Origin of the sequence: Rhodoferax sp. BAB1 (assembly GCF_013334205.1) — a bacterium.
Classification (GTDB): domain Bacteria; phylum Pseudomonadota; class Gammaproteobacteria; order Burkholderiales; family Burkholderiaceae_C; genus Hylemonella.
The window spans coordinates 1,415,870-1,435,145 of record NZ_CP054424.1 but is presented as its reverse complement, the minus strand read 5'-3'; the positions used below and the strand labels follow the sequence as shown (position 1 = coordinate 1,435,145).

Below are 19,276 nucleotides of genomic sequence, written 5' to 3'. Positions count from 1 at the left end.
ATGCGCACATGACATCAAACCGTCACGGTGGCACGCTAATGTCACGTCATTGTCATTCCTTGCAGGAGCAAGACATGTTCTGGAAACTGTTCCGCCTCCAGTCCCTGCTGGACTCGCTCTTCGACGACGCCTGGCTCAGCCTCGGGCTGGACGACCTCGATGCCCAGGACCATGAAACACCCGCTGCGCTCCAGCAGGCTTAATCCCTTGCGCTGGCTGCCGCTGTGCGCGGCCATCGCCTGGGGCCTGGTCGAATTCCTGGCGCTGCAGCGCTCGCGCTACAGCAGCTGGCGCATCCGTTCCTGACTCTTTCCGCGCAGCGCTTGATCTGGCGCAATCCGGTTCCGGCGGGACCGAACAACGACGCAGCCGCAGTGCGACAATTCCAATCATGACCGAACGTCCCCAGACCCCGGGCGAGGAAATCGCCAACAGCGTGAGCCACGGCTTGGCCCTGCTGGCCGCCCTGATCGCGGCCCCCATCCTGCTCGTGGCGGTCAGCCCGCACAGCGCCGCCAACATCGTGGGCGCGGCCGTGTTCGCGGCCACCATGGTGCTGCTGTATTTCACCTCCACGCTCTACCATGCCCTGCCGCCGGGGCGCGCCAAGCGCGTCTTCCTCAAGCTCGACCACGGCGCCATCTACCTCTTCATCGCCGGCAGCTACACACCCTTCGCGCTGGGGGTCATGGGCGGCGCCTGGGGCTGGACGCTGTTCGGCCTGGTGTGGGCCATGGCGGTGATGGGCATCGCGCTCAAGGCCTTTGACCGGCTCTCGCATCCCTGGCTCTCCACCGGCCTCTACCTGGCCATGGGCTGGCTGGTGCTGATCGCGGCGGTGCCGCTGGTGGAACGGGTGCCCTCGGCGGGTCTGGCCCTGCTGGTCGCGGGCGGCCTGGCCTACACCGTGGGGGTCGTCTTCTTCATGCTGGATTCGCGCCTGCGTTATGCACACGCGGTCTGGCACGCCTTCGTCGCCACCGGCACGGGCCTGCACTACTTCGCGGTGCTGGGCTACGCGGCCTGAGCTGTCGCGCGCCTAGTCGAGGAACAGCCGCGCTTCCTGGCTGGAGGCCCAGTCGACCGGCGCGTGGGCCAGCACCACGCCCACGTCCAGACCCAGGGCCAGGGCGGTCTTGTCCGGAAAGCTCACGGCGAGCTTGCGTTCCGTGTAGCCCATCTCGTGCGCGCGGCAGCGCCAGGAGGCCACATGCAGGATGCCGGCCATGGGCTCGTAACCCTCGCGCTCGAAGGGCGCGTCCTGATGCTCCAGCGTCTCCACCAAAGCCTCGGGCAGATGCCAGGCGCGCGCGAATCCGGCACCGACCTGCGCATAACAGTAGCCCAGCAGTTCGTGCTCGGCACGTGCCCGCTGGGGCGCAAAAACGTCGACGCGCTGGTTCAGCTGCTCCATCTCCTTGGGCATGCCGCGATGCATGACAAGTTCTCCCAGGGCGTGGACCAGACCCACCGTATAAGGCGAGACCTCCACCTTCCTGGCCCGGGTCAGGATCTGTGTAAGCCTCGCAGTGTCCAGGCTGTAGCGCCAGAACTGCTTCATGTCCACACCACCCACCTTGCGAAAGGCGCTGCTCATGGCCGCCTCGATGGTCATGTCCCGAACCGGCCGCAGGCCCAGGATGGCCAGGGCCTCGCTCACGGTGCCGACGCGGCGGCTGAGCTGGAAGCGCGCGGAATTGGCCGCCATGAGCAGGCGCGCGGTCATCACCGGCTCCATGCTCAGCAAGCTGCTCACACGCAGGGCGTCGGGCTCCGCAGCGTTGAGCTCGGTCAGCGCCAGTGCAATCACACGGGGAATGCTGGGCAGGGCCACCGGCGAGGCAAGCAGGGACTGGATGTCCATCATCTCCAAAGCTTAACGCCTATCCCTGCGCCGCAAGACAACTGTGGCCAACTATCATCGCGTGATCACGCCCAAACGTGAAAATTTTCATCATTCCACGACTCCCCGGTCGACCGCTCCACAGGTTTTCATGACCACCAGCTTCCTGCGCGCCGCCCTCATCCTGGGCCTGCTCTCGGCCATCGGCCCTTTCGCCATCGACATGTACCTGCCGGCTCTGCCCTCCATCGGGCAGAGCCTGAACGCGTCCATCGGCGCGGTGCAGGGCAGCCTGATGGCCTTTTTCATCGCCCTGGGCCTGGGCCAGCTCATCTACGGCCCGGCCGCCGACATGCTGGGTCGCAAGCCGCCGCTGTATTTCGGCCTGGGCCTGTTCGCCATCGGCAGCGTGGGCTGCGCGCTGGCGCCCGACATCCACACCCTGGTGGCCATGCGTTTCGTGCAGGGCCTTGGGGCCTGCGCCTGTACCGTGGTGCCGCGCGCCGTGGTGCGTGACCTCTACACCGGCCACGAGGCCCTGCGCCTCATGTCCACCCTCATGCTGGTCTTCAGCGTCTCGCCCATCCTCGCGCCGCTGGCCGGCAGCCTGCTGATCGAGTGGCAGGGCTGGCGCAGCGCCTTCTGGTTCATGCTGGTGATCGGCCTGCTGGGCCTGGTCCTCATGGCCACGCAGATGCACGAAACCCGCCCGCCCGCGCAGCGGGCCGCCAGCAGCTGGGGCCAGGCCTTCCGGGCTTACGCCACCCTGCTGCGCGACCGCCATTTCATGGGCCTGGTGCTGATCGGCGCCTTCGGCATCGCGAGCTTCTTCGCCTACCTGGCCAACTCCTCCTTCGTGCTGATCGACCACTACGGCCTCACGCCGCGGCAGTACAGCATCGTCTTCGCGGCCAACGCGGCCTCCTTCATCGGCATGTCGCAGCTCACGGGCCGCCTGGGCCAACGCTACGGCCTCAAGCCCATGGTACGTGTCGCCTCGCATGCTTACGCCGCTGTCATGGCCCTGCTGCTCCTGTGCTTCCTGCTGGGCGCGGACCACCTGCCCGTGCTGCTGGTCCTGCTCTTCGTGGGCTACGGCTTCCTCGGGCTCATCATCCCCACCTCGGCCATCCTGGCGCTGGAAGACCACGGCCCCATCGCCGGCACCGCTTCGGCCCTGATGGGCACGCTGCAGTTCGCCACGGGTGCGGTCGTGATGGCGATCACGGGTCTGTTCGTGGACGGCACGGGCCTGCCCATGGTGGCCGGCATCGCGGGCTCGGCGGGCATGACCTGGCTGTTTGTGCGCGGAACCTTGCGCCGTTGAGTGCGGTTCAGCTCAAGGACTGCACCACTCCACCGCCCGGTAGCTCGCGCATGCGCCTGATGTCGCGCTGCGGCGGCGCGCCGAACTGGCGGCTGTACTCGCGGTTGAACTGCGAGACGCTTTCGTAACCCACCCGCGCGGCCGTGCTGCTGGCGTCCAGCGCCTGGGTCAGCATGAGCTGGCGTGCCTCCTGCAGGCGCAGCTGCTTCTGGTACTGCAGCGGGCTCATGCCCGTGAGGCCGCGGAAGTGCTGGCGGAAAGTCGAAGGACTCATGTGCGCGCGCTCGGCCAGCTCGTCCATCAGCACATCACGGCTGAAGTTCAGCTTGAGCCAGGCGATGGCCTGCGCGACCTGGTGGCTCGGGGAGCCCGCGGCGATCAGATGCCGCAGGTAGGGGCCGTGCGGACCGGTCAGCAGGCGCACCATGATCTCCTGCTGGATCAGCGGTGCCAGCCGCGCGATGTGCTGTGGCTCCTGTAGCAGCCGCACCAGGCGGATCACCGCGTCCAGCAGCGGCTCCTCCAGCGGGCCCAGCGATATGCCGCGTGCGGCCTGGTCGCGCGGCAAAGGCGGCAGTTCCATGTCCGCGGCCAGTTGCACCAGCGCGCGCGTATCCAGCGTGAGCAGCATGCCGAGAAACGGTTGGGCCAGATCGGCCTGCGTGACCTGCGAGACCACGGGCAGGTCCACCGTTGCCAGCAGGGACTGGCCGGGCCCGTAGTTCACGACCTGGTCGCTCATGGTCACCTGCTTGCCGCCCTGCGCCACGACGGCCAGGCCCAGCATGTAGATGCAGGCCAGCGGCTCCGTGCGGCCGCTGCGCCGGGCCATCAGCAGCTGGGGGATGGCCGTCTGGTAATCGCCGTCATTTCGGGCAATCCGGCCGATTTCCTGGGCCAGGGTGGCGATGCTCATGCTGAAACCTTCAAGGCAGTTGGAACGGGCGCGGTCACGACTCTGTCACAGAGCGGATGGTTGCGTGGTGCGCCATGGTCCGCACTGTACCTCCCCCGGTTTAGCGGCGATGATTTTTGATGACAGTCGATCAGAAAAGGCAAAAAATAGATCGGAAACGGCAAGCCCGCCGCCGGACCAGGGCGGACACTTCCAGCACCGATCCCCGACCGACCTTTACCCAAGGAGCATCGCCCCATCATGAACACCCTGCACGTCAACGGCCGCGAGCATGCGCTCAGCACCGCCCCCACCACCCCCATCCTCTGGGCCCTGCGTGACAACCTGGGCATGACCGGCACCAAGTTCGGCTGCGGAGCGGCACTGTGCGGCGCCTGCACCGTGCACCTGAACGGCCAGGCCATCCGCTCCTGCGTCACCCCCATCTCGGCGGCCCAGGGCGCGAAGATCACCACCATCGAAGCCGTCACCGATGGCAAGGACCGCGTCGGTGCCGCCGTGCACGCCGCCTGGGTCAAGCACGACGTCGCGCAGTGCGGCTACTGCCAGAGCGGCCAGATCATGAGCGCCACCGCCTTCCTCAAGTCCCTGCCGCGCGGCAAGCAGCCCGCGGCCGCCGAGATCGACAGCGCCATGGCCGGCAACATCTGCCGCTGTGGCACCTATGCCCGCATCCGCGCCGCCGTCACCGACGCCGCCAAGACCCTCGCCTGAAGGAGCACCCCATGTTGCCCAACACCCTCTCCCGTGAAATGCCGCGCGCCCTGCAACACCTGCTGGCCCGCAACGAACCCGCCGACATCGCAACCCTGCCCCGGCGCAGCTTCCTCAAGCTCGCCGGTGCCGGCGGCCTGGCGCTCGGCGTCTACCCCGGCCTGGCCACGGCACAACAGGCCGCAGCTGCCGGCCTCAAGCCCACCGAACAACCCTCGGCCTTCGTGCAGATCGCGGCCAACGGTGAGGTCACCGTCACCGTCAACCGCCTGGACTTCGGCCAGGGCGTGCAGACGGCCCTGCCCATGATCCTGGCCGAGGAGCTGGACGCCGACTGGAGCAAGGTGCGCAGCCAGCACGGCACGAACAACCCCGCTTATGCCGACCCGCTTTTCGGCATGCACCTCACCGGTGGCTCCAACTCGATCAAGAACAGCTATACGCAATACCGTGAGCTTGGCGCCCGCGCCCGCGCCATGCTGCTGGCCGCCGCCGCCATGCGCTGGAGCGTGGACGTGCAGAGCCTGCGCACCCAGGCCGGCTGGGTGCTCGGCCCCGGCGGCCGCAAGATGGGCTACGGCGAACTGGCCGAAGCCGCCATGACCCAGCCCGTGCCCGAGAAGGTGACGCTGAAGAACCCCAAGGACTTCCGCATCATCGGCAAGCCCACCGGTCGCCTGGACGCCAAGGCCAAGAGCAGCGGCCGCCAGGACTTCGGCATCGACGTGCGCCAACCCGGTCAGCTCACCGCGGTCATTGCGCGCCCGCCCGTGTTCGGCGCCAAGATCGCTGCGCTGGACGACAGCGCAGCCCGCGCCATCCAAGGCGTGAAGGCCGTGCTGCGCGTGCCGCTGGACCGCGGCGCCGAAGGTGTGGCCGTGATCGCCGAGGGCTACTGGCCCGCCAAGCAGGGGCGCGACGCGCTCAAGCTGCAGTGGGACACCAGCGGCGTCGAGAAGGTGGACAGCGAAAAACAGCTGGCCCAGTACCGGCAAATGGCCCAGGAAAGCGGCCCGCGCCACTTCGACGCCGACATGGCGCCCCTGGCCAGCGCCCCGAAGCAGATCGAGGCCGAATTCCATTTCCCCTACCTGGCCCACGCGCCCATGGAGCCGCTGAACTGCACGGTCCAGATCAGCGACCAGGGCGCCGAACTCTGGGTCGGCTCGCAGATGCCGGGCCTGGACGGCATGGCCGCAGCCCGTGTGCTGGGTCTCAAACCCGAGCAGATCAAGGTCCACGTACAGGCTGCCGGCGGGGGTTTCGGCCGCCGCGCCATCCCCACCAGCGAATACGTGGTGGAAGCCTGCACCATCGCCAAGGCCGCGCGCACCGCCGGCCTGAACGTCCCCGTGCGCACGCTCTGGAGCCGCGAGGACGATATCAAGGGCGGCTACTACCGCCCCATGCACCTGCACCGCGCGCGCATCGGCTTTGATGACAAGGGCCAGGTGCTGGCCTGGGACCACACCATCGTGGGTCAGTCCATCATCTCCGGCACCTTCTTCGAAGGCATGATGGTCAAGAACGGCATCGACGCCACTGCCGTCGAAGGCATGCGTGAGCCCTACGCCGTGCCCATGCGCCTCACCGTGCACCACCCCAAGCAGAACGTGCCCGTGCTCTGGTGGCGCAGCGTGGGCAGCACCCACACGGCCTATGTGATGGAAACGCTGATCGACGAGATCGCTCGCGCGACGAAGCAGGACCCGGTGGCCTACCGCCTCAAGCTCATAGCCGACAAGCACCCCCGTCACCGCGCTGCCTTGCAGCTGGCCGTGGCCAAGAGCGGCTATGGCAAGAAGGCCCTGCCCAAGGGCCACGCCTGGGGCGTGGCCGTGCATGAATCCTTCAGCACCGTGGTGGCCTATGTGGTGGAAGCCTCGGTCAAGGACGGGCAGCCCGTGCTGCACCGTGTGACGGCCGGCGTGCACTGCAACCTGGTGGTGAACCCGCGCACCGTGGAAGCCCAGGTGCAGGGCGCAGCGCTCATGGGTTTGTCCATGTGCCTGCCCGGTGCGGCCATCACGCTCAAGGACGGCGAGGTGCAGCAGAGCAACTTCGGCGACTACGCTGTGCCCCGCATCACCGACATGCCGCAGATCGCCGTGCACGTGGTACCCAGCGCCGACGCGCCCACCGGCATGGGCGAGCCCGGCCTGCCCCCGCTGGCGCCGGCCTTCGCCAACGCCATCGCGCGCCTGACCGGCAAGACGCCGCGCGAACTGCCCTTCAAGCTGGCCTGAGCCCATGGAGGATCTCGACACCCTGGTGCTGCGCACGGCGCAGCGCTGGTGGACCGAGGGGCAGGCCGTGGTGCTCGTCACCGTGGCCCGCACCTGGGGCTCCTCGCCGCGCCCGCCCGGCTCGCTCATGGCCATCAACGGCCGGGGCGAGACCGTGGGCTCGGTTTCGGGCGGCTGCATCGAAGACGACCTGATCCACCGCATCCGCGAGGGCGGCGTTGAAGCGGCCATGACCGGCGCCGCACCCACCGTGCAACGCTACGGCATCTCGGCCGACCAGGCGCATCGCTTCGGCCTGCCCTGCGGCGGCACGGTGGAGCTGGTGCTGGAACGCGTGGCGCCGCACAGCCGGCTGGACGAGCTGCTGCTCGCCTGCGAACAGCGGCAAAGCACCGAACGTGTGCTGGACCTGAAGAACGGTGCCGTCACCCTGCGCCCCGGCCGGCGCGACGGCGTGCCCTTGCTCGATGAACACACGTTGACCACCTACCTGGGTCCGCAAGCCCGGCTCATCGTCATTGGCGCTGGCGACCTCTCGCGTTTCCTCAGCCAGATGGCCCTGAGCCTGGGCTTCGAAGTCTTCGTCTGCGATCCACGCGAGGAACACCGCGCCAGCTGGAGCCTGGCCGCCGGCGTGACCCTCACACACGAAATGCCCGACGACCTGATCCTGCGCCTGAAGCCCGACACCCGCACCGCGGTGGTGGCCCTCACACACGACCCCAAGCTCGACGACCTGGCCCTGATCGACGCCCTGCAGTCCGAGGCCTTCTACGTCGGCGCCATCGGCTCACGCCGCAACAGCGCCACGCGGCGTGAACGGCTGCACGAGCACTTTGAGATTCCGTATGAGGTGCTGGACCGCCTGCACGGCCCGGCCGGGCTGTACATCGCCAGCAAGACACCGGCAGAGATTGCGCTGTCCATCATGGCTGAGGTGGTGGCGGTGAAGAATGGGGTTGGAACGCTTCGGCTCCCCCATGACAGCGGGATCGCCGTACCGGCGGAGATGACGTAGGTTCTTATGCGATATACGTCGACATAGACCCCATCAGGGCACTAGCGGCGAACTCGCTGCATGCCCCGTCGCCCGCTACGTGCCCTTCTCGGTCAATTGGTCTGCCGGGTGTGTAGATCTGCTTCAGATTGCGCCGCTGTTTCCGCGATTTTGTTGCCTCGATTCCTAGCCAGGTGGCCAGCTTCTCAGCGTAGGGATCGAGCTTGCTTGGGCTGATCCGCTTTGCGTATGTCGGCTCGGTCTCATCGGACCGCAGGTACTTCTTCACCGTGTTGCGAGCCAGGCCTGTACGCCTGGAGATCTCGCGGATGGACATCTGTTCTCGCAGTGCCCAACGCCTGATGACATTCAATGTCGCCACGTCTATCACTCCTAATTTCCCCCTGCCTTTAAAACTTGCAGGGTAGGGCCTACGTGGGTCAACTTTGGATGGAAAGCTCTGTCCTTAGTGGGTCAGATTTCGGCGGAATTCAACACCTTGAAGCAGTCCCACACAACACGCTCGCGAGGGACAGCTTCTGGCCGCAAGCCGCCAGTCAGCTGAAACAACCCCGCGCTGGGCATCCTGCACAAAAAACCCCGCCGCAGCGGGGTTTGTCTTCGGAGAGCCAGAAACCTCAGCCCATGTGCAGCCCACCATTGACCGAGAAATCCGCCCCGGTCGAATACCCGCTCTCCTCGCTCGCAATCCACGCAATGATGGACGCGATCTCGCCCGGCTCGCCCAAGCGCTTGACCGGGATGGTGCCGACGATCTTGTCGAGCACGTCCTGGCGGATGGCCTTGACCATGTCGGTGCCGATGTAACCCGGGCTCACGGTGTTGACGGTCACGCCCTTGCTGGCCAGCTCCTGTGCCAGCGCCATGGTGAAGCCGTGCATGCCGGCCTTGGCGGCCGAGTAGTTGGTCTGGCCGGCCTGGCCCTTTTCGCCGTTCACGCTGCTGATGTTGATGATGCGGCCCCAGCCTTTTTCCACCATGTCGCCCACCACCTGCTTGGTGACGTTGAACATGGAGTTGAGGTTGGTCTCGATGACGGCGTCCCAGTCCTCGCGGGTCATCTTGAGGAACATGCGGTCGCGCGTGATGCCGGCGTTGTTGACCAGCACGTCGATGGGGCCGTGTTCGGCCTTGGCCTTGCTGAAGGCTTCCACGGTGGATTCCCACAGGCCCACATTGCCGACCGAGGCGTAGAAGGTGTAGCCCAGGGCCTTCTGCTCGGCCAGCCATTTGTTGAAATCGCGCGTGGGGCCGCAGCCGGCGATGACCTTGAAACCATCCTTGTGCAGGCGCTGGCAGATAACGGTGCCGATGCCGCCCATGCCGCCGGTGACGTAGGCTACTTTCTGACTCATGATGAACTCCTCTTTGAACTCGCTACCAATCTAATCCTTGTCGTCTGCCTGGAGCCCTAGGCAAAACCCGCGTCCGGCCAAACGGCTCAACGCTCGATGGTCAATGCAACCCCCATGCCACCACCGATGCACAGGCTGGCAATACCTTTCTTCGCATCACGACGCTGCATCTCGTGCAGCAGGGTGACCAGGATGCGGCAGCCGGAGGCACCGATGGGGTGCCCGATGGCAATCGCCCCGCCGTTGACGTTGACCTTGCTCGTGTCCCAGCCCATTTCCTTGTTGACCGCGCAGGCCTGGGCGGCGAAGGCCTCGTTGATCTCCAGCAGGTCCAGGTCGGCGGCCTTCCAGCCGGCACGCTGCAGGGCCTTGGTGGAGGCCGGCACCGGGCCCATGCCCATGGTGGCCGGGTCCAGGCCGCTGGTGGCGTAGCTGGCAATGCGGCCCAGGGGCTTGAGCCCCAGCGCCGCGGCCTTCTTGGCCGTCATCACCATCACGGCGGCCGCGCCGTCGTTGATGCCGGAGGCGTTGCCCGCCGTCACGCCGCCGGCCTTGTCGAAGGCGGGGCGCAGGCCGGCCAGGGCCTCGGCATTGGTCTTGCGGTTGATGAACTCGTCGGCATCGAAGACCAGCGGGTCGCCCTTTTTCTGCGGCAGCAGCACGGGCACGATCTCGTCCCTGAAGCGGCCGGCGTCCTGCGCGGCGGCGGCCTTCTGCTGGCTGGCCAGGGCCAGCGCGTCCTGCATCTCACGCGTGATGCCGTATTGTTTGGCCACGTTCTCGGCGGTGATGCCCATGTGGTACTGGTTGTAGACGTCCCACAGGCCGTCGACGATCATGGTGTCGATCAGCTTCCAGTCGCCCATGCGCTGGCCGTCACGCGAACCGGGCAGCACGTGGGGCGCGGCGCTCATGTTCTCCTGCCCGCCGGCGATGACAATCTCGCTGTCGCCCGTGGCCACGGCCTGCGCCGCCAGCATCACGGCCTTGAGGCCGGAGCCGCAGACGGCGTTGATGGTGAGCGCCGGGATCTCCTTGGGCAGGCCGCTTTTCATCAGGGCCTGGCGCGCGGGGTTCTGGCCGGCGCCGGCCGCCAGCACCTGGCCCAGGATGACTTCGCCCACCAGGCCGGCATCGACCTTGCTGCGTTCCAGCAGGGCCTTGATGACGATGGACCCCAGCTCGGTGGCCGGGGTCCTGGCCAGGCCGCCGCCGAACTTGCCGACCGCGGTGCGTGCCGCGGCCACGATGACGATGTCTTCCATGCTGTGTCTCCTGTTGCGTTGCGAGGCCGTTCAGGCCTTCTGTTTCACATAACGGCCCGGGGCCGCTTCAATCACCTTGTATTTGCTGCCCTTGCCGTACTTTTTCGGTGCAGCAATTTTCTTGCCAGCCTGTTTCTCAAGCCAGGCGGCCCAGTCGGGCCACCAGCTGCCGGCGTGTTCTTCTGCACCTTGTTGCCATTCGTCCAGGGTCCTGGGCAGCTTGCCGTCGGCACGGATCCAGTGGCTGCGCTTCTTTTTCTCGGGCGGGTTGATGACACCCGCGATGTGGCCCGAGGCGCCCATGACAAAGCGCTTCTTGCCCGGCAGCAGCTGGGTGCTGGCGTAGGCGCCGGGGATGGGCACGATGTGGTCTTCGCGCGAGCCGTAGATGTAGACGGGCAGGTCCACCTTGCGCAGGTCCACCTTCTCGCCGCAGACGGTGAGCTTGCCCGGCTTGACCAGGTTGTTTTCCAGATAGGTGTTGCGCAGGTACCAGGCGTAGAAGGGGCCCGGCAGGTTGGTGCTGTCGCTGTTCCAGTAAAGCAGGTCGAAGGGCGGCGGGGTCTCGCCCTTGAGGTAGTTGCCCACCACGTAGTTCCAGACCAGGTCGTTGGGGCGCAGGAAGCTGAAGGTGGAGGACAGGTCGCGCCCGGCCATCAGGCCGCCCTGCCCCATCTGCTGCTCGCGCAGGTGCACCGAGTTCTCGTCGATGAAGACGTCGAGGATACCGGTGTCGCTGAAGTCGAGGAAGGTGGTGAGCAGGGTGAGGCTGTGCACGGGTAGCTCGCCCCGCGCCGCCAGCACGGCCAGGGCCGTGCCCAGCAGGGTGCCGCCCACGCAGAAACCCAGGGCGTTGATCTGTTCGGCGCCGCTGATCTCGCACGTGACCGCTATGGCCTGGATCACGGCGTCCTCGATGTAGTCGTCCCAGGTGGTGTGGGCCAGGGATTCGTCGGGGTTGCGCCAGCTCACCACGAAGGTGCGGTGGCCCTGGGCCACGGCATAGCGGATCAACGAGTTCTCGGGCTGCAGGTCGAGGATGTAGTACTTGTTGATGCAGGGCGGCACCAGCAGCAGGGGGCGCTCGTAGACCTGAGCGGTCAAGGGCTTGTATTCGATCAGCTGGAAGAGCTCGTTCTCGTAGACCACCGCGCCCTCGCTGGTGGCCACATTGCGGCCCACCTCGAACTGGCTTTCGTCGGTCATGCTGACATGGCCCTGCTGGAGATCGTGCAGCATGTTCTGCAGGCCCCGGGCGATGCTTTCGCCCTTGCTGTCGATGGCCTTCTTCTGCGCCTCGGCATTGAAGGCCAGGTAGTTGCTGGGCGCGCTGGCCGCCACCCACTGTTCCACGCCAAAGCGGATGCGCGCGCGCGTCTTGGCGTCGGCCTGCACGGCATCGGCCATCTCCATCAGCAGGCGGGCGTTGAGCAGGTAGGTGGAGGCGGCCATGGCCGCCAGCGGGTTCTCGCCCCAGGCCGGCGCGGCGAAACGCCGGTCACCGGTGACGGCCGCGCCAGCGCCCTGTTGCATGAGTTGCGCCAGGTCCTGCACGTACTGCTGCTGCAGGGCCTGCAGCTTGTCGGGCGGGATGCTCACTGGATGTTCCATCGCCGGGAGTGCGGCCGTGCCCTGGCCGGGATGCCCACCCTGGAAGGACTGGAAAAGCTTGAGCCAGCTGTCACCGTAGGCCTGCTGGAACTGCTGCGCCGCTTGGGCCCAAAATTCGGGGGTATCCTGTGTCACGCTGGGTCCTCGTGCTGGAAATGCGCATCCAGTATGTCAGGATTGAGCCTTCGATATCCTGACACCGATCAATTTACTCATGTTTCTGATCCTGATCGCCATCGGCTGGCTCTATGTGGCCCTGCTCATGGCCGTGGCCGAAGCCACCAGCCCCATCGGCACCGTGTTGGGCGCGATCATCACCTTCCTGCTGTATGGCGTGGGGCCGGTGGCCCTGCTGCTCTACATCCTGGGGACACCGGCGCGCAAGAAGCTGCGCCGGCAGCGCGAGGCCGAGGAACAGGCCACCTGGCAACTGGCCCAGGATGCGCAGCCCGGCTCAGCCCAGCCAGATACAGGCGGCCAGTCGGCCGCTGACGCGGTCGCGCCGGTGCGAAAAGAACCGTGAAGGATTCATGACAGTGCACCAGGATGGTGAGCCGTCGTTGCCATAAACCTGGCGGATGTCCAGCGCTGCCAGGCGCCCTCTGGCCAGGGCCGGCAGGTCGGCCAGCCATTTGCCCGGCGCCGCTGCCGGGCGGAAACAGGCCGCAGCCTGCGGGTCGTGCGCCTCGAAAGCGCGCTTGACCTCGGGCCCCACCTCGAAGGCCTGCGGGCCGATGCAGGGGCCCAGCCAGACCATGAGTTCGCGCGCGTCGACCTGCAGGGCAGCGTACAGGGTTTCGATCACGCCCACCCCGCCCTCACCCGCCAGGCCACGCCAGCCGGCATGGGCGGCGGCCACGACACTGCCGCGGGCGTCGGTGAGCAGCAGGGGCAGGCAGTCGGCCACCATGATGGTGCAGGCCACGCCACGCTCGCGCGTGAGGCAGGCATCGGCCTCGGTGCCCTGGGGCGTGTGCGCATCCAGCGCCACCACGCCACGGCCATGCACCTGCTGCAGGAAAACCGGCCGCGCGCCCAGGGCCTGCGCCAGCACGGCGCGGTTGCTGCCCACGGCCAGCGCGTCGTCGCCGACGTGGTCACCGAGGTTCAGGCTGTCATAAGGCGGCAGGGAACGGCCGCCGGCACGCGTGGTGCAGACCGCACGCACCCCAGGCGCTGCGGGCCATTTGGGGACGAGCCAGTCGGGATGCACCTGATCACGCTCCGTTCAAGGCTCGTTGTCAGGGCAACTGGAAGGCTGCGCCTGCTGGAAGGCCGGCAGCGCCATGCAGGCATCGAAGGCGGCCATGGTCAGCGGCAGGCCGTCGAGGCTCACCTCGAAGCGCTGGCCGTTGAAGATCTGCGGCACCAGGCAGCAGTCGGCCAGGCTGGGCGTGTCGCCCCAGCAGTAGACCGAGGGCGGCAGGCCGGCCTGCTGGCGTTGAGTGGCCAGGGTGGCCAGCTGGCGCTCGAAGCTCTCCAGACCCTCACGCACCCAGTGGCGGTACCAGGTGTTCTTGGCGTCCTCGCTGACCTTGAGTTCGCGCACCAGGTACTTGAGCACACGCAGGTTGTTGAGCGGATGGATCTCGCAGGCGATGGACTGAGCCAGGGCGCGCACCTTGGCGCGGCCGGCCGCGTCGGCGGGCAGCAGCGGCGGCTGGGGATGGGTCTCGTCCAGGTACTCGATGATGGCCATGGACTGCGAGAGGCGCTCGCCGTCCACTTCGAGCAGGGGCACCAGGCGGTCGGCCGAAACCTCGGCGTAGCCGGGCAGCTTGTGGTCGCCGCGCGCCAGGTGCACCGGGATGTAGTCGTAGCCCAGGCCCTTGAGCGCCAGCGCGATGCGCACGCGGAAGGAAGCGGAGGAGCGGAAGTAGTTGTGCAGCTTCATGCCCCAGAGGATAAACCGTAACGCGTGAATTGTTGGCACCCATGGGGCACTGCGTGCGCGCACGGCAACCTACAATTGCGCCAGCTGCTGGACAAAACCAAAAATAAAAAGTCGTTGCGATGCCCCACGAAAAACAAGACGTCCATCACCGGGCACATGCCGGGGGCCCCTTGCCTCGCCGGGGCCGGCTGCTGTACACCCCCAGGCTGCAGCTCGCCCTGTTCGGCGCCCTCTTGCTGTGCCTGATCTGGGCCACCGTGCTGTGGGAGTCCCGGCGCATCCACCAGGACCACCTGGACAAGTTCCGCAATGAGCTGGTGCACTTGTCGGAGGTTCTGGACGTCACCCTGGTACGACAGATCGGGAGCCTGGACAACGCCCTGCTCTTCCTGCGCGCCGAATACCTGGACCATCCCGAAGACATCAAACGCACGATCCGCCTGCTGCGCGAGGGACCGTTCCGGGATTTCGAGGTCCACGTGACCGTCATCGGCAAGGATGGCTACCCGAAATTCACCGACATACCGGGCCAGCCGGCCCCCGCCTATCTCGGCGACCGCGAACATTTCCGCGTGTTTGCCGACGGCGGCCCGGACCAGCTGTATATCAGCGATCCGGTCCTGGGACGCCTGAGCAAGCGCTGGGGGCTGCAGCTGGCCCGCCCCCTGCTGGGCAAGGACGGGCGCTTTCTCGGCGTCATGGTCATCTTCCTGCCGCCCGAGCAGTTGACCCGCTTCATCCAGACGCTGGACATCGGCACCGACACCATCATGTCGGTGCTGTCGGCACGCGGCGCGCTGATCAGCCGCTCGGTCGACCTGGAGAAATACCGGGACAGCCGGCTGGATGCTGCACAGCTGGCCGAGTACCAAAACCAGCGTGCGGGTTACTCACTGCGCCACTCGATACTCGACCAGGTTGAACGCGGCATCGCCCACCGCTGGGTCAGCACCTACCCGCTGCTGCTGGTGGTGTCACGTTCACCGGAAACCGCCCATGCAGAGATCCGCGGACTCAAGGAGGTGCTGTTCGTGCTGGGCGGCATGATCAGCCTGGTCGTGATCGGCGCCCTGTGGCTGCTGGGCCGGGCCATGCAGCAGCACCGCAAGGACGAGGTCGAGCTGCGGATTGCCGAAAAAGCCTTCCAGACCCAGGAAGGCATGTTCGTCACCGACGAGAACGGCATCGTGCTGCGCATCAACAGCGCCTTCACGGAGATCACTGGGTACACCGCCGGGGACATCGTGGGCAAGAACCCGCGCCTGCGCAGTTCCGGCCGCCACGACGCCGCCTTCTACAGCGCCATGTGGGCGCGCATCAGGACGACCGGCAGCTGGAAGGGCGAAATCTGGAACCGGCGCAAGAACGGGGAAATCTACCCTGAATCCGTCACCATCACGGCGGTCAGGGGCGCGGATGAGACGGTCACGCATTACGTGGCGACGATGCACGACATCAGCGAGCGCAAGGCGGCCGAAGACCAGATCCACACGCTGGCCTTCTACGACGCCCTGACCCTGCTGCCCAACCGCCGGCTGCTGCAGGACCGGATACAGCAGACCATGCTGGCCTCGATGCGCAGCGGGCACCACGGCGCCCTGCTGTTCATCGATCTGGACCGGTTCAAGCAACTCAACGACACCCTGGGGCACGATTACGGCGACCTGCTGCTGCAACAGGTGGCGCAGCGCCTGAAGGAGTGCGTGCGACAGGCCGATACCGTGGCGCGCCTGGGCGGCGACGAATTCGTGGTCCTGCTCGAAGAGCTCAATCCCGATGCCACCGTGGCCCGGGAGGAAACCATGGCCGTCGGCCAGAAAATCCTGGCCAGTCTGAACCGCCCCTATGACCTGAACGGCCATGCCCACCTGAGCACGCCCAGCATCGGCGCCACGATCTTCTGTGGCCTGCAGAACAGCCGCGAAGAACTGATCAAGCAGGCCGATCTGGCCATGTACAAGGCCAAGAGCGCCGGCCGCAATACGCTGTGTTTCTTCGACCCCGCCATGCTGCAACAGGATGGTGAGGCCACGTCCGACGGACGCTAGGGCCTGTTCACACTAATTTCTCAAGTGCGAACGTACTTAAAACCGCGCCAATCTAGGCGCGCGACGACGCCCAGGCTGGCCGCCTGGGCTAGGAGTGCAACGACGAGTGGCGCGGTTTTAAGCACGTTCCCTCCGGGTTGCGGCCAAAAAAGCCACGCGGGGTGTTGCGCGGACTTGCCGGGGGCGACCCCGGCTGCGTCCACGCGCCTACCGCATGACTTTTTTGATCCGCAACGCATCCTGAGAATGAACAGGCCCTAGTAGACTGGCGGCCTGCCCAGCACCCGTATCAGGAGACCCGCATGATTCTCGAAATAGCCGACATCCGCATCCACGCCGATCAGCAGACCGCCTTTGACGAAGCCATCCAGCGCGGCTTGGCCACGGTCATCAGCAAGGCACAGGGTTATCGCGGCTTCAAGGTGAACAAAGGGGTCGAGCACCCGGACCGCTACATCCTGATGATCTTCTGGGACACGCTGGAGGACCACACCGTGCACTTCCGCCAGTCGCCGGCCTTTGCCGACTGGCGCGCCATCGTGGGCCCCTTCTTCGCGGCGCCACCGCAGGTGGAGCACTTCACGCTGCTGGCGAAGTCGAGCTGAAGCCCTAAGCCGGCAGGCGCAGAGCTGCTCAGCCCTGCTTGTCGTGGCCGGCCACGAGCTTGGTCAGCAGGCGCATCATCTGCTCGCGCTCGGTGGCATTGAGCGGCCCCAGGATGCGGGTCTGCACCCGCGCCACGGCGCGTTTCATCTGCTGCACGGTCGCCTCGCCCTCGGGCGTGATCCAGAGCAGCTTGCGGCGGCGGTCGTTCTGGTCGGCCTCGCGCCGCACCCAGCCCTTGGCCTCAAGACGACCGATCACCGAGCCCGAGGTGGCGGGATCGAAAGCCACGCGTGCGGCCAGCGTGACCTGGTCTGCCCCCGGGGTGTCCATGAGCGCGTTGAGCAGGGCGAACTGCACGGGCGTGACGTCGTAGCCGGCCGTCTCTTCCATGAAGGCGGCCACCGAAACCTGGTGCGCCCGGCGGATCAGGTGACCTGGGGCGTGGGGAAAGTCGTAACTCTTGCTCATGGGGTTCGTCGTCCTGGTGGGCAAGTGTATTCGGCTGGCGCAGGGGCCGGCCGCCCCCGGGAAAACCCGGGCGGCGCCCCGGCTTGCTAATATGTATGCTTATTAAACAGCAGCTCTCCTTGATCTGCCTGATGGCCGGCCGCGTTCACGCGCCATCCTTACCCCGGCCCGATGTGCGCGCGGCATTACCATCGGCTTCACCATCAGGAACCGGCCATGAACGCCCCCCACCCTTCCGCCACCGCCCGCCAGTCGCTCTACCGCGACATGTCGCCGCTGAACCTGAGCCCCTTGTGGGAGGTGCTGCATGCCCTGGTGCCACTGCAGCCGGCTTCGCCCTGCGTGCCGGCCCACTGGAAGTACGAGGAAGTGCGGCCCTACCTGAAACGCGCCGGCGAACTCATCACCGCCGAGGAGGCGGTGCGGCGTGTGCTCATCCTGGAGAACCCGGCGCTGCGCGGCCAGTCGGCCGTGACGCAGTCGCTCTACGCCGGCCTGCAGCTCATCCTGCCGGGCGAGGTGGCGCCCAGCCACCGCCACACGCAGAGTGCGCTGCGTTTCATCGTGGAGGGCACGGGCGCCTACACGGCCGTGGACGGCGAGCGTTGCACCATGCACCCGGGCGACTTCATCATCACGCCCAGCTGGACCTGGCACGACCATGGCAACGAGGTGGACGAGCCCGTGGTCTGGCTCGACGGCCTGGACATCCCCATGATCCGCTTCTTCGATGCCGGCTTCGCCGAGAACGGCGCGGCCAAATCGCAGACGGTCACGCGGCCCGAGGGCAGCAGCTTCGCGCGCTACGGCCACAACATGGCCCCGGTGCGCAGCGATGCGCCCTTCGGCAGCACCTCACCCCTCTTCAGTTATCCCTACGAGCGCAGCCGCGAAGCCCTGCACCAGCTCGAGCGTTGCGCGCCCATCGACCCCTGGGACGGCTACAAGCTGCGCTACATCAACCCGCAAACCGGCGGCACGCCCATGCCCACCCTCCAGCCTTTCCTGCAGCGCCTGCCCGCCGGCTTCGAGGGCCAGGCCTGGCGCCAGACCGATGGCGCGGTCTATAGCGTGGTGGAAGGTGCGGGGACTGCGTACATCACCGGCCCGCAGGGCCCGGTACGATTCGACTTCCAAGCCCGCGACCATTTCGTCGTGCCCTCCTGGCAGACGCTGCGCCTGCAGTCGACGACCGGTTGCGTGCTCTTCAGTTTTTCAGACCGCCCGGTGCAAGAGGCCCTGGGCATCCACAAGGAAGAAAGGCTCGCATGAGTTTTGTCATCACCGCCCCGGCCCAGGTCTCCGTGCCCGTGGTCGGCAGCAAGGACCGTTTCCCCGTTGGCCGCATCTACTGCGTGGGCCGCAACTACGTAGCGCACGCCCAGGAGATGGGTTTCACCGGCCGCGAGCCGCCCTTCTTCTTCATCAAGCCGGCCGACAACTGCCTGGTGATCGAGCCGGGCCAGACCCCGGATCTGCACTACCCGAGCCTGACCAAGGACTTCCACCACGAGATCGAACTCGTGGCCTGCATCGGCACCGGCGGCAAGAACATCAAGGCGGCCGATGCGAAGAAACACATCTGGGGCTATGCCGTCGGTCTGGACATGACCCGGCGCGATCTGCAGGGCGAGCAGAAGAAACTGGGCCGCCCCTGGTGCATCGGCAAGACCTTCGATGAGGCCTGTCCCATCGGCGCCATCACGCCGGCCGCGCAAGCCGGCGACGTGGAGAAGGCCGGGATCTGGCTGCAGGTCAACGGCCAGGACCGCCAGCGCAGCGATGTCAGCAAGCTGATCTGGAACATCGGCGAGATCATCGAACACCTGAGCACCGCCTGGGAATTGCGCCCCGGCGACCTGATCTACACCGGCACGCCCGAGGGTGTGGCCGCGGTGGTGCCGGGTGATGTCATGGAAGGTGGCGTGGCCGGCCTTACGGCCATCAAGCTCAAGGTCGTCTGAC

At 66.6% G+C, this 19,276-nt stretch carries 20 protein-coding genes and 1 pseudogene; 12 read left to right on the top strand and 9 right to left on the bottom strand.

The genetic code is table 11. The features are described 5' to 3' along the window. Nucleotides 1-74 precede the first annotated feature (74 nt). The 3 genes from HTY51_RS18735 (at nucleotide 75) to HTY51_RS06940 (ending at nucleotide 1,027) form a co-directional block, all read left to right on the top strand. Nucleotides 75-203, top strand: a complete 129-nt coding sequence (locus HTY51_RS18735) for a hypothetical protein (protein ID WP_256407165.1) — start codon at nucleotides 75-77, stop codon at nucleotides 201-203. Then, the gene (locus tag HTY51_RS18730; protein WP_256407164.1) at nucleotides 172-306 is read left to right on the top strand and encodes a hypothetical protein; all 135 of its coding nucleotides are present in this window, start codon (nucleotides 172-174) and stop codon (nucleotides 304-306) included. Before HTY51_RS18735 ends, HTY51_RS18730 begins: the two co-directional genes overlap by 32 nt. A gap of 85 nt (nucleotides 307-391) precedes the next feature. Continuing rightward, complete coding sequence (locus HTY51_RS06940) at nucleotides 392-1,027, top strand: hemolysin III family protein (protein ID WP_174252052.1); 636 nt, start codon at nucleotides 392-394, stop codon at nucleotides 1,025-1,027. Nucleotides 1,028-1,039: 12 nt separating this feature from the next. On the opposite strand, the gene HTY51_RS06935 is transcribed toward HTY51_RS06940, so the two are convergent. Further along, entirely contained in the window at nucleotides 1,040-1,867 is an 828-nt protein-coding gene (locus HTY51_RS06935; RefSeq protein WP_254607012.1) for an HDOD domain-containing protein, read from the bottom strand. Nucleotides 1,868-1,994: 127 nt separating this feature from the next. Between HTY51_RS06935 and HTY51_RS06930 the strand changes: the two genes are divergently transcribed. Beyond that, nucleotides 1,995-3,170 (top strand): multidrug effflux MFS transporter, encoded by a 1,176-nt coding sequence (locus HTY51_RS06930; protein ID WP_174252051.1) that lies wholly within the window; start codon nucleotides 1,995-1,997, stop codon nucleotides 3,168-3,170. Nucleotides 3,171-3,177: 7 nt separating this feature from the next. Here HTY51_RS06930 and HTY51_RS06925 read toward each other — a convergent pair whose 3' ends face one another. After that, a complete protein-coding gene (locus HTY51_RS06925) occupies nucleotides 3,178-4,086 on the bottom strand; it encodes an AraC family transcriptional regulator (protein ID WP_174252050.1) in 909 nt (302 codons plus the stop codon). Nucleotides 4,087-4,326: 240 nt separating this feature from the next. Between HTY51_RS06925 and HTY51_RS06920 the strand changes: the two genes are divergently transcribed. The 3 genes from HTY51_RS06920 to HTY51_RS06910 are packed head-to-tail and all read left to right on the top strand — an operon-like array spanning nucleotide 4,327 to nucleotide 8,064. Then, a complete protein-coding gene (locus HTY51_RS06920; RefSeq protein ID WP_174252049.1) occupies nucleotides 4,327-4,800 on the top strand; it encodes a (2Fe-2S)-binding protein in 474 nt (157 codons plus the stop codon). An 11-nt stretch (nucleotides 4,801-4,811) separates the two neighbouring features. Further along, entirely contained in the window at nucleotides 4,812-7,046 is a 2,235-nt protein-coding gene (locus HTY51_RS06915; RefSeq protein ID WP_174252048.1) for a xanthine dehydrogenase family protein molybdopterin-binding subunit, read from the top strand. A 4-nt stretch (nucleotides 7,047-7,050) separates the two neighbouring features. After that, nucleotides 7,051-8,064 (top strand): XdhC family protein, encoded by a 1,014-nt coding sequence (locus tag HTY51_RS06910; RefSeq protein ID WP_174252047.1) that lies wholly within the window; start codon nucleotides 7,051-7,053, stop codon nucleotides 8,062-8,064. Nucleotides 8,065-8,176: 112 nt separating this feature from the next. Here the strand turns inward: HTY51_RS06910 and HTY51_RS06905 are convergent. From HTY51_RS06905 to HTY51_RS06890, 4 genes and pseudogenes are all read right to left on the bottom strand, one after another. Further along, nucleotides 8,177-8,434, bottom strand: a pseudogene (locus HTY51_RS06905) (IS21 family transposase); the annotation flags it as partial. A 247-nt stretch (nucleotides 8,435-8,681) separates the two neighbouring features. Beyond that, nucleotides 8,682-9,419, bottom strand: a complete 738-nt coding sequence (gene phbB, locus HTY51_RS06900) for an acetoacetyl-CoA reductase (protein WP_174252046.1) — start codon at nucleotides 9,417-9,419, stop codon at nucleotides 8,682-8,684. Nucleotides 9,420-9,505: 86 nt separating this feature from the next. Then, a complete protein-coding gene (locus tag HTY51_RS06895; RefSeq protein WP_174252045.1) occupies nucleotides 9,506-10,684 on the bottom strand; it encodes an acetyl-CoA C-acetyltransferase in 1,179 nt (392 codons plus the stop codon). A 30-nt stretch (nucleotides 10,685-10,714) separates the two neighbouring features. Beyond that, entirely contained in the window at nucleotides 10,715-12,430 is a 1,716-nt protein-coding gene (locus HTY51_RS06890; protein ID WP_174252044.1) for an alpha/beta hydrolase, read from the bottom strand. Nucleotides 12,431-12,509: 79 nt separating this feature from the next. Between HTY51_RS06890 and HTY51_RS06885 the strand changes: the two genes are divergently transcribed. Then, nucleotides 12,510-12,818: a hypothetical protein gene (locus HTY51_RS06885; RefSeq protein ID WP_174252043.1), complete on the top strand. Its 309-nt coding sequence runs from the start codon at nucleotides 12,510-12,512 to the stop codon at nucleotides 12,816-12,818. Here HTY51_RS06885 and pgeF read toward each other — a convergent pair. Next, nucleotides 12,750-13,508, bottom strand: a complete 759-nt coding sequence (pgeF, locus tag HTY51_RS06880) for a peptidoglycan editing factor PgeF (RefSeq protein ID WP_174252042.1) — start codon at nucleotides 13,506-13,508, stop codon at nucleotides 12,750-12,752. The two genes, HTY51_RS06885 and pgeF, sit on opposite strands and share 69 nt — an antisense overlap. 15 nt (nucleotides 13,509-13,523) lie before the next feature. After that, nucleotides 13,524-14,189 carry a maleylacetoacetate isomerase gene (gene maiA, locus HTY51_RS06875; protein WP_174252041.1) on the bottom strand — a complete coding sequence of 222 codons (666 nt, stop codon included), beginning with the start codon at nucleotides 14,187-14,189 and terminating at the stop codon, nucleotides 13,524-13,526. Nucleotides 14,190-14,359: 170 nt separating this feature from the next. Here maiA and HTY51_RS06870 point away from each other — a divergent pair, with 170 nt between their 5' ends. Both HTY51_RS06870 and HTY51_RS06865 read left to right on the top strand, forming a co-directional pair. After that, nucleotides 14,360-16,237, top strand: a complete 1,878-nt coding sequence (locus tag HTY51_RS06870; protein WP_254607011.1) for a diguanylate cyclase domain-containing protein — start codon at nucleotides 14,360-14,362, stop codon at nucleotides 16,235-16,237. A gap of 302 nt (nucleotides 16,238-16,539) precedes the next feature. After that, complete coding sequence (locus HTY51_RS06865; RefSeq protein WP_174252039.1) at nucleotides 16,540-16,842, top strand: antibiotic biosynthesis monooxygenase; 303 nt, start codon at nucleotides 16,540-16,542, stop codon at nucleotides 16,840-16,842. A 28-nt stretch (nucleotides 16,843-16,870) separates the two neighbouring features. Here the strand turns inward: HTY51_RS06865 and HTY51_RS06860 are convergent, their stop codons facing one another. Beyond that, nucleotides 16,871-17,311, bottom strand: coding sequence for a MarR family winged helix-turn-helix transcriptional regulator (locus HTY51_RS06860; protein WP_174252038.1), 441 nt, complete (start codon nucleotides 17,309-17,311; stop codon nucleotides 16,871-16,873). Between the two features lie 216 nt (nucleotides 17,312-17,527). Here HTY51_RS06860 and gtdA point away from each other — a divergent pair, with 216 nt between their 5' ends. Beyond that, the gene (gene gtdA, locus HTY51_RS06855; protein ID WP_174252037.1) at nucleotides 17,528-18,583 is read left to right on the top strand and encodes a gentisate 1,2-dioxygenase; all 1,056 of its coding nucleotides are present in this window, start codon (nucleotides 17,528-17,530) and stop codon (nucleotides 18,581-18,583) included. Then, nucleotides 18,580-19,275 carry a fumarylacetoacetate hydrolase family protein gene (locus tag HTY51_RS06850; RefSeq protein WP_174252036.1) on the top strand — a complete coding sequence of 232 codons (696 nt, stop codon included), beginning with the start codon at nucleotides 18,580-18,582 and terminating at the stop codon, nucleotides 19,273-19,275. The genes gtdA and HTY51_RS06850 overlap by 4 nt, the downstream gene beginning before the upstream one ends. The last annotated feature ends 1 nt before the right edge of the window (nucleotide 19,276 follow it).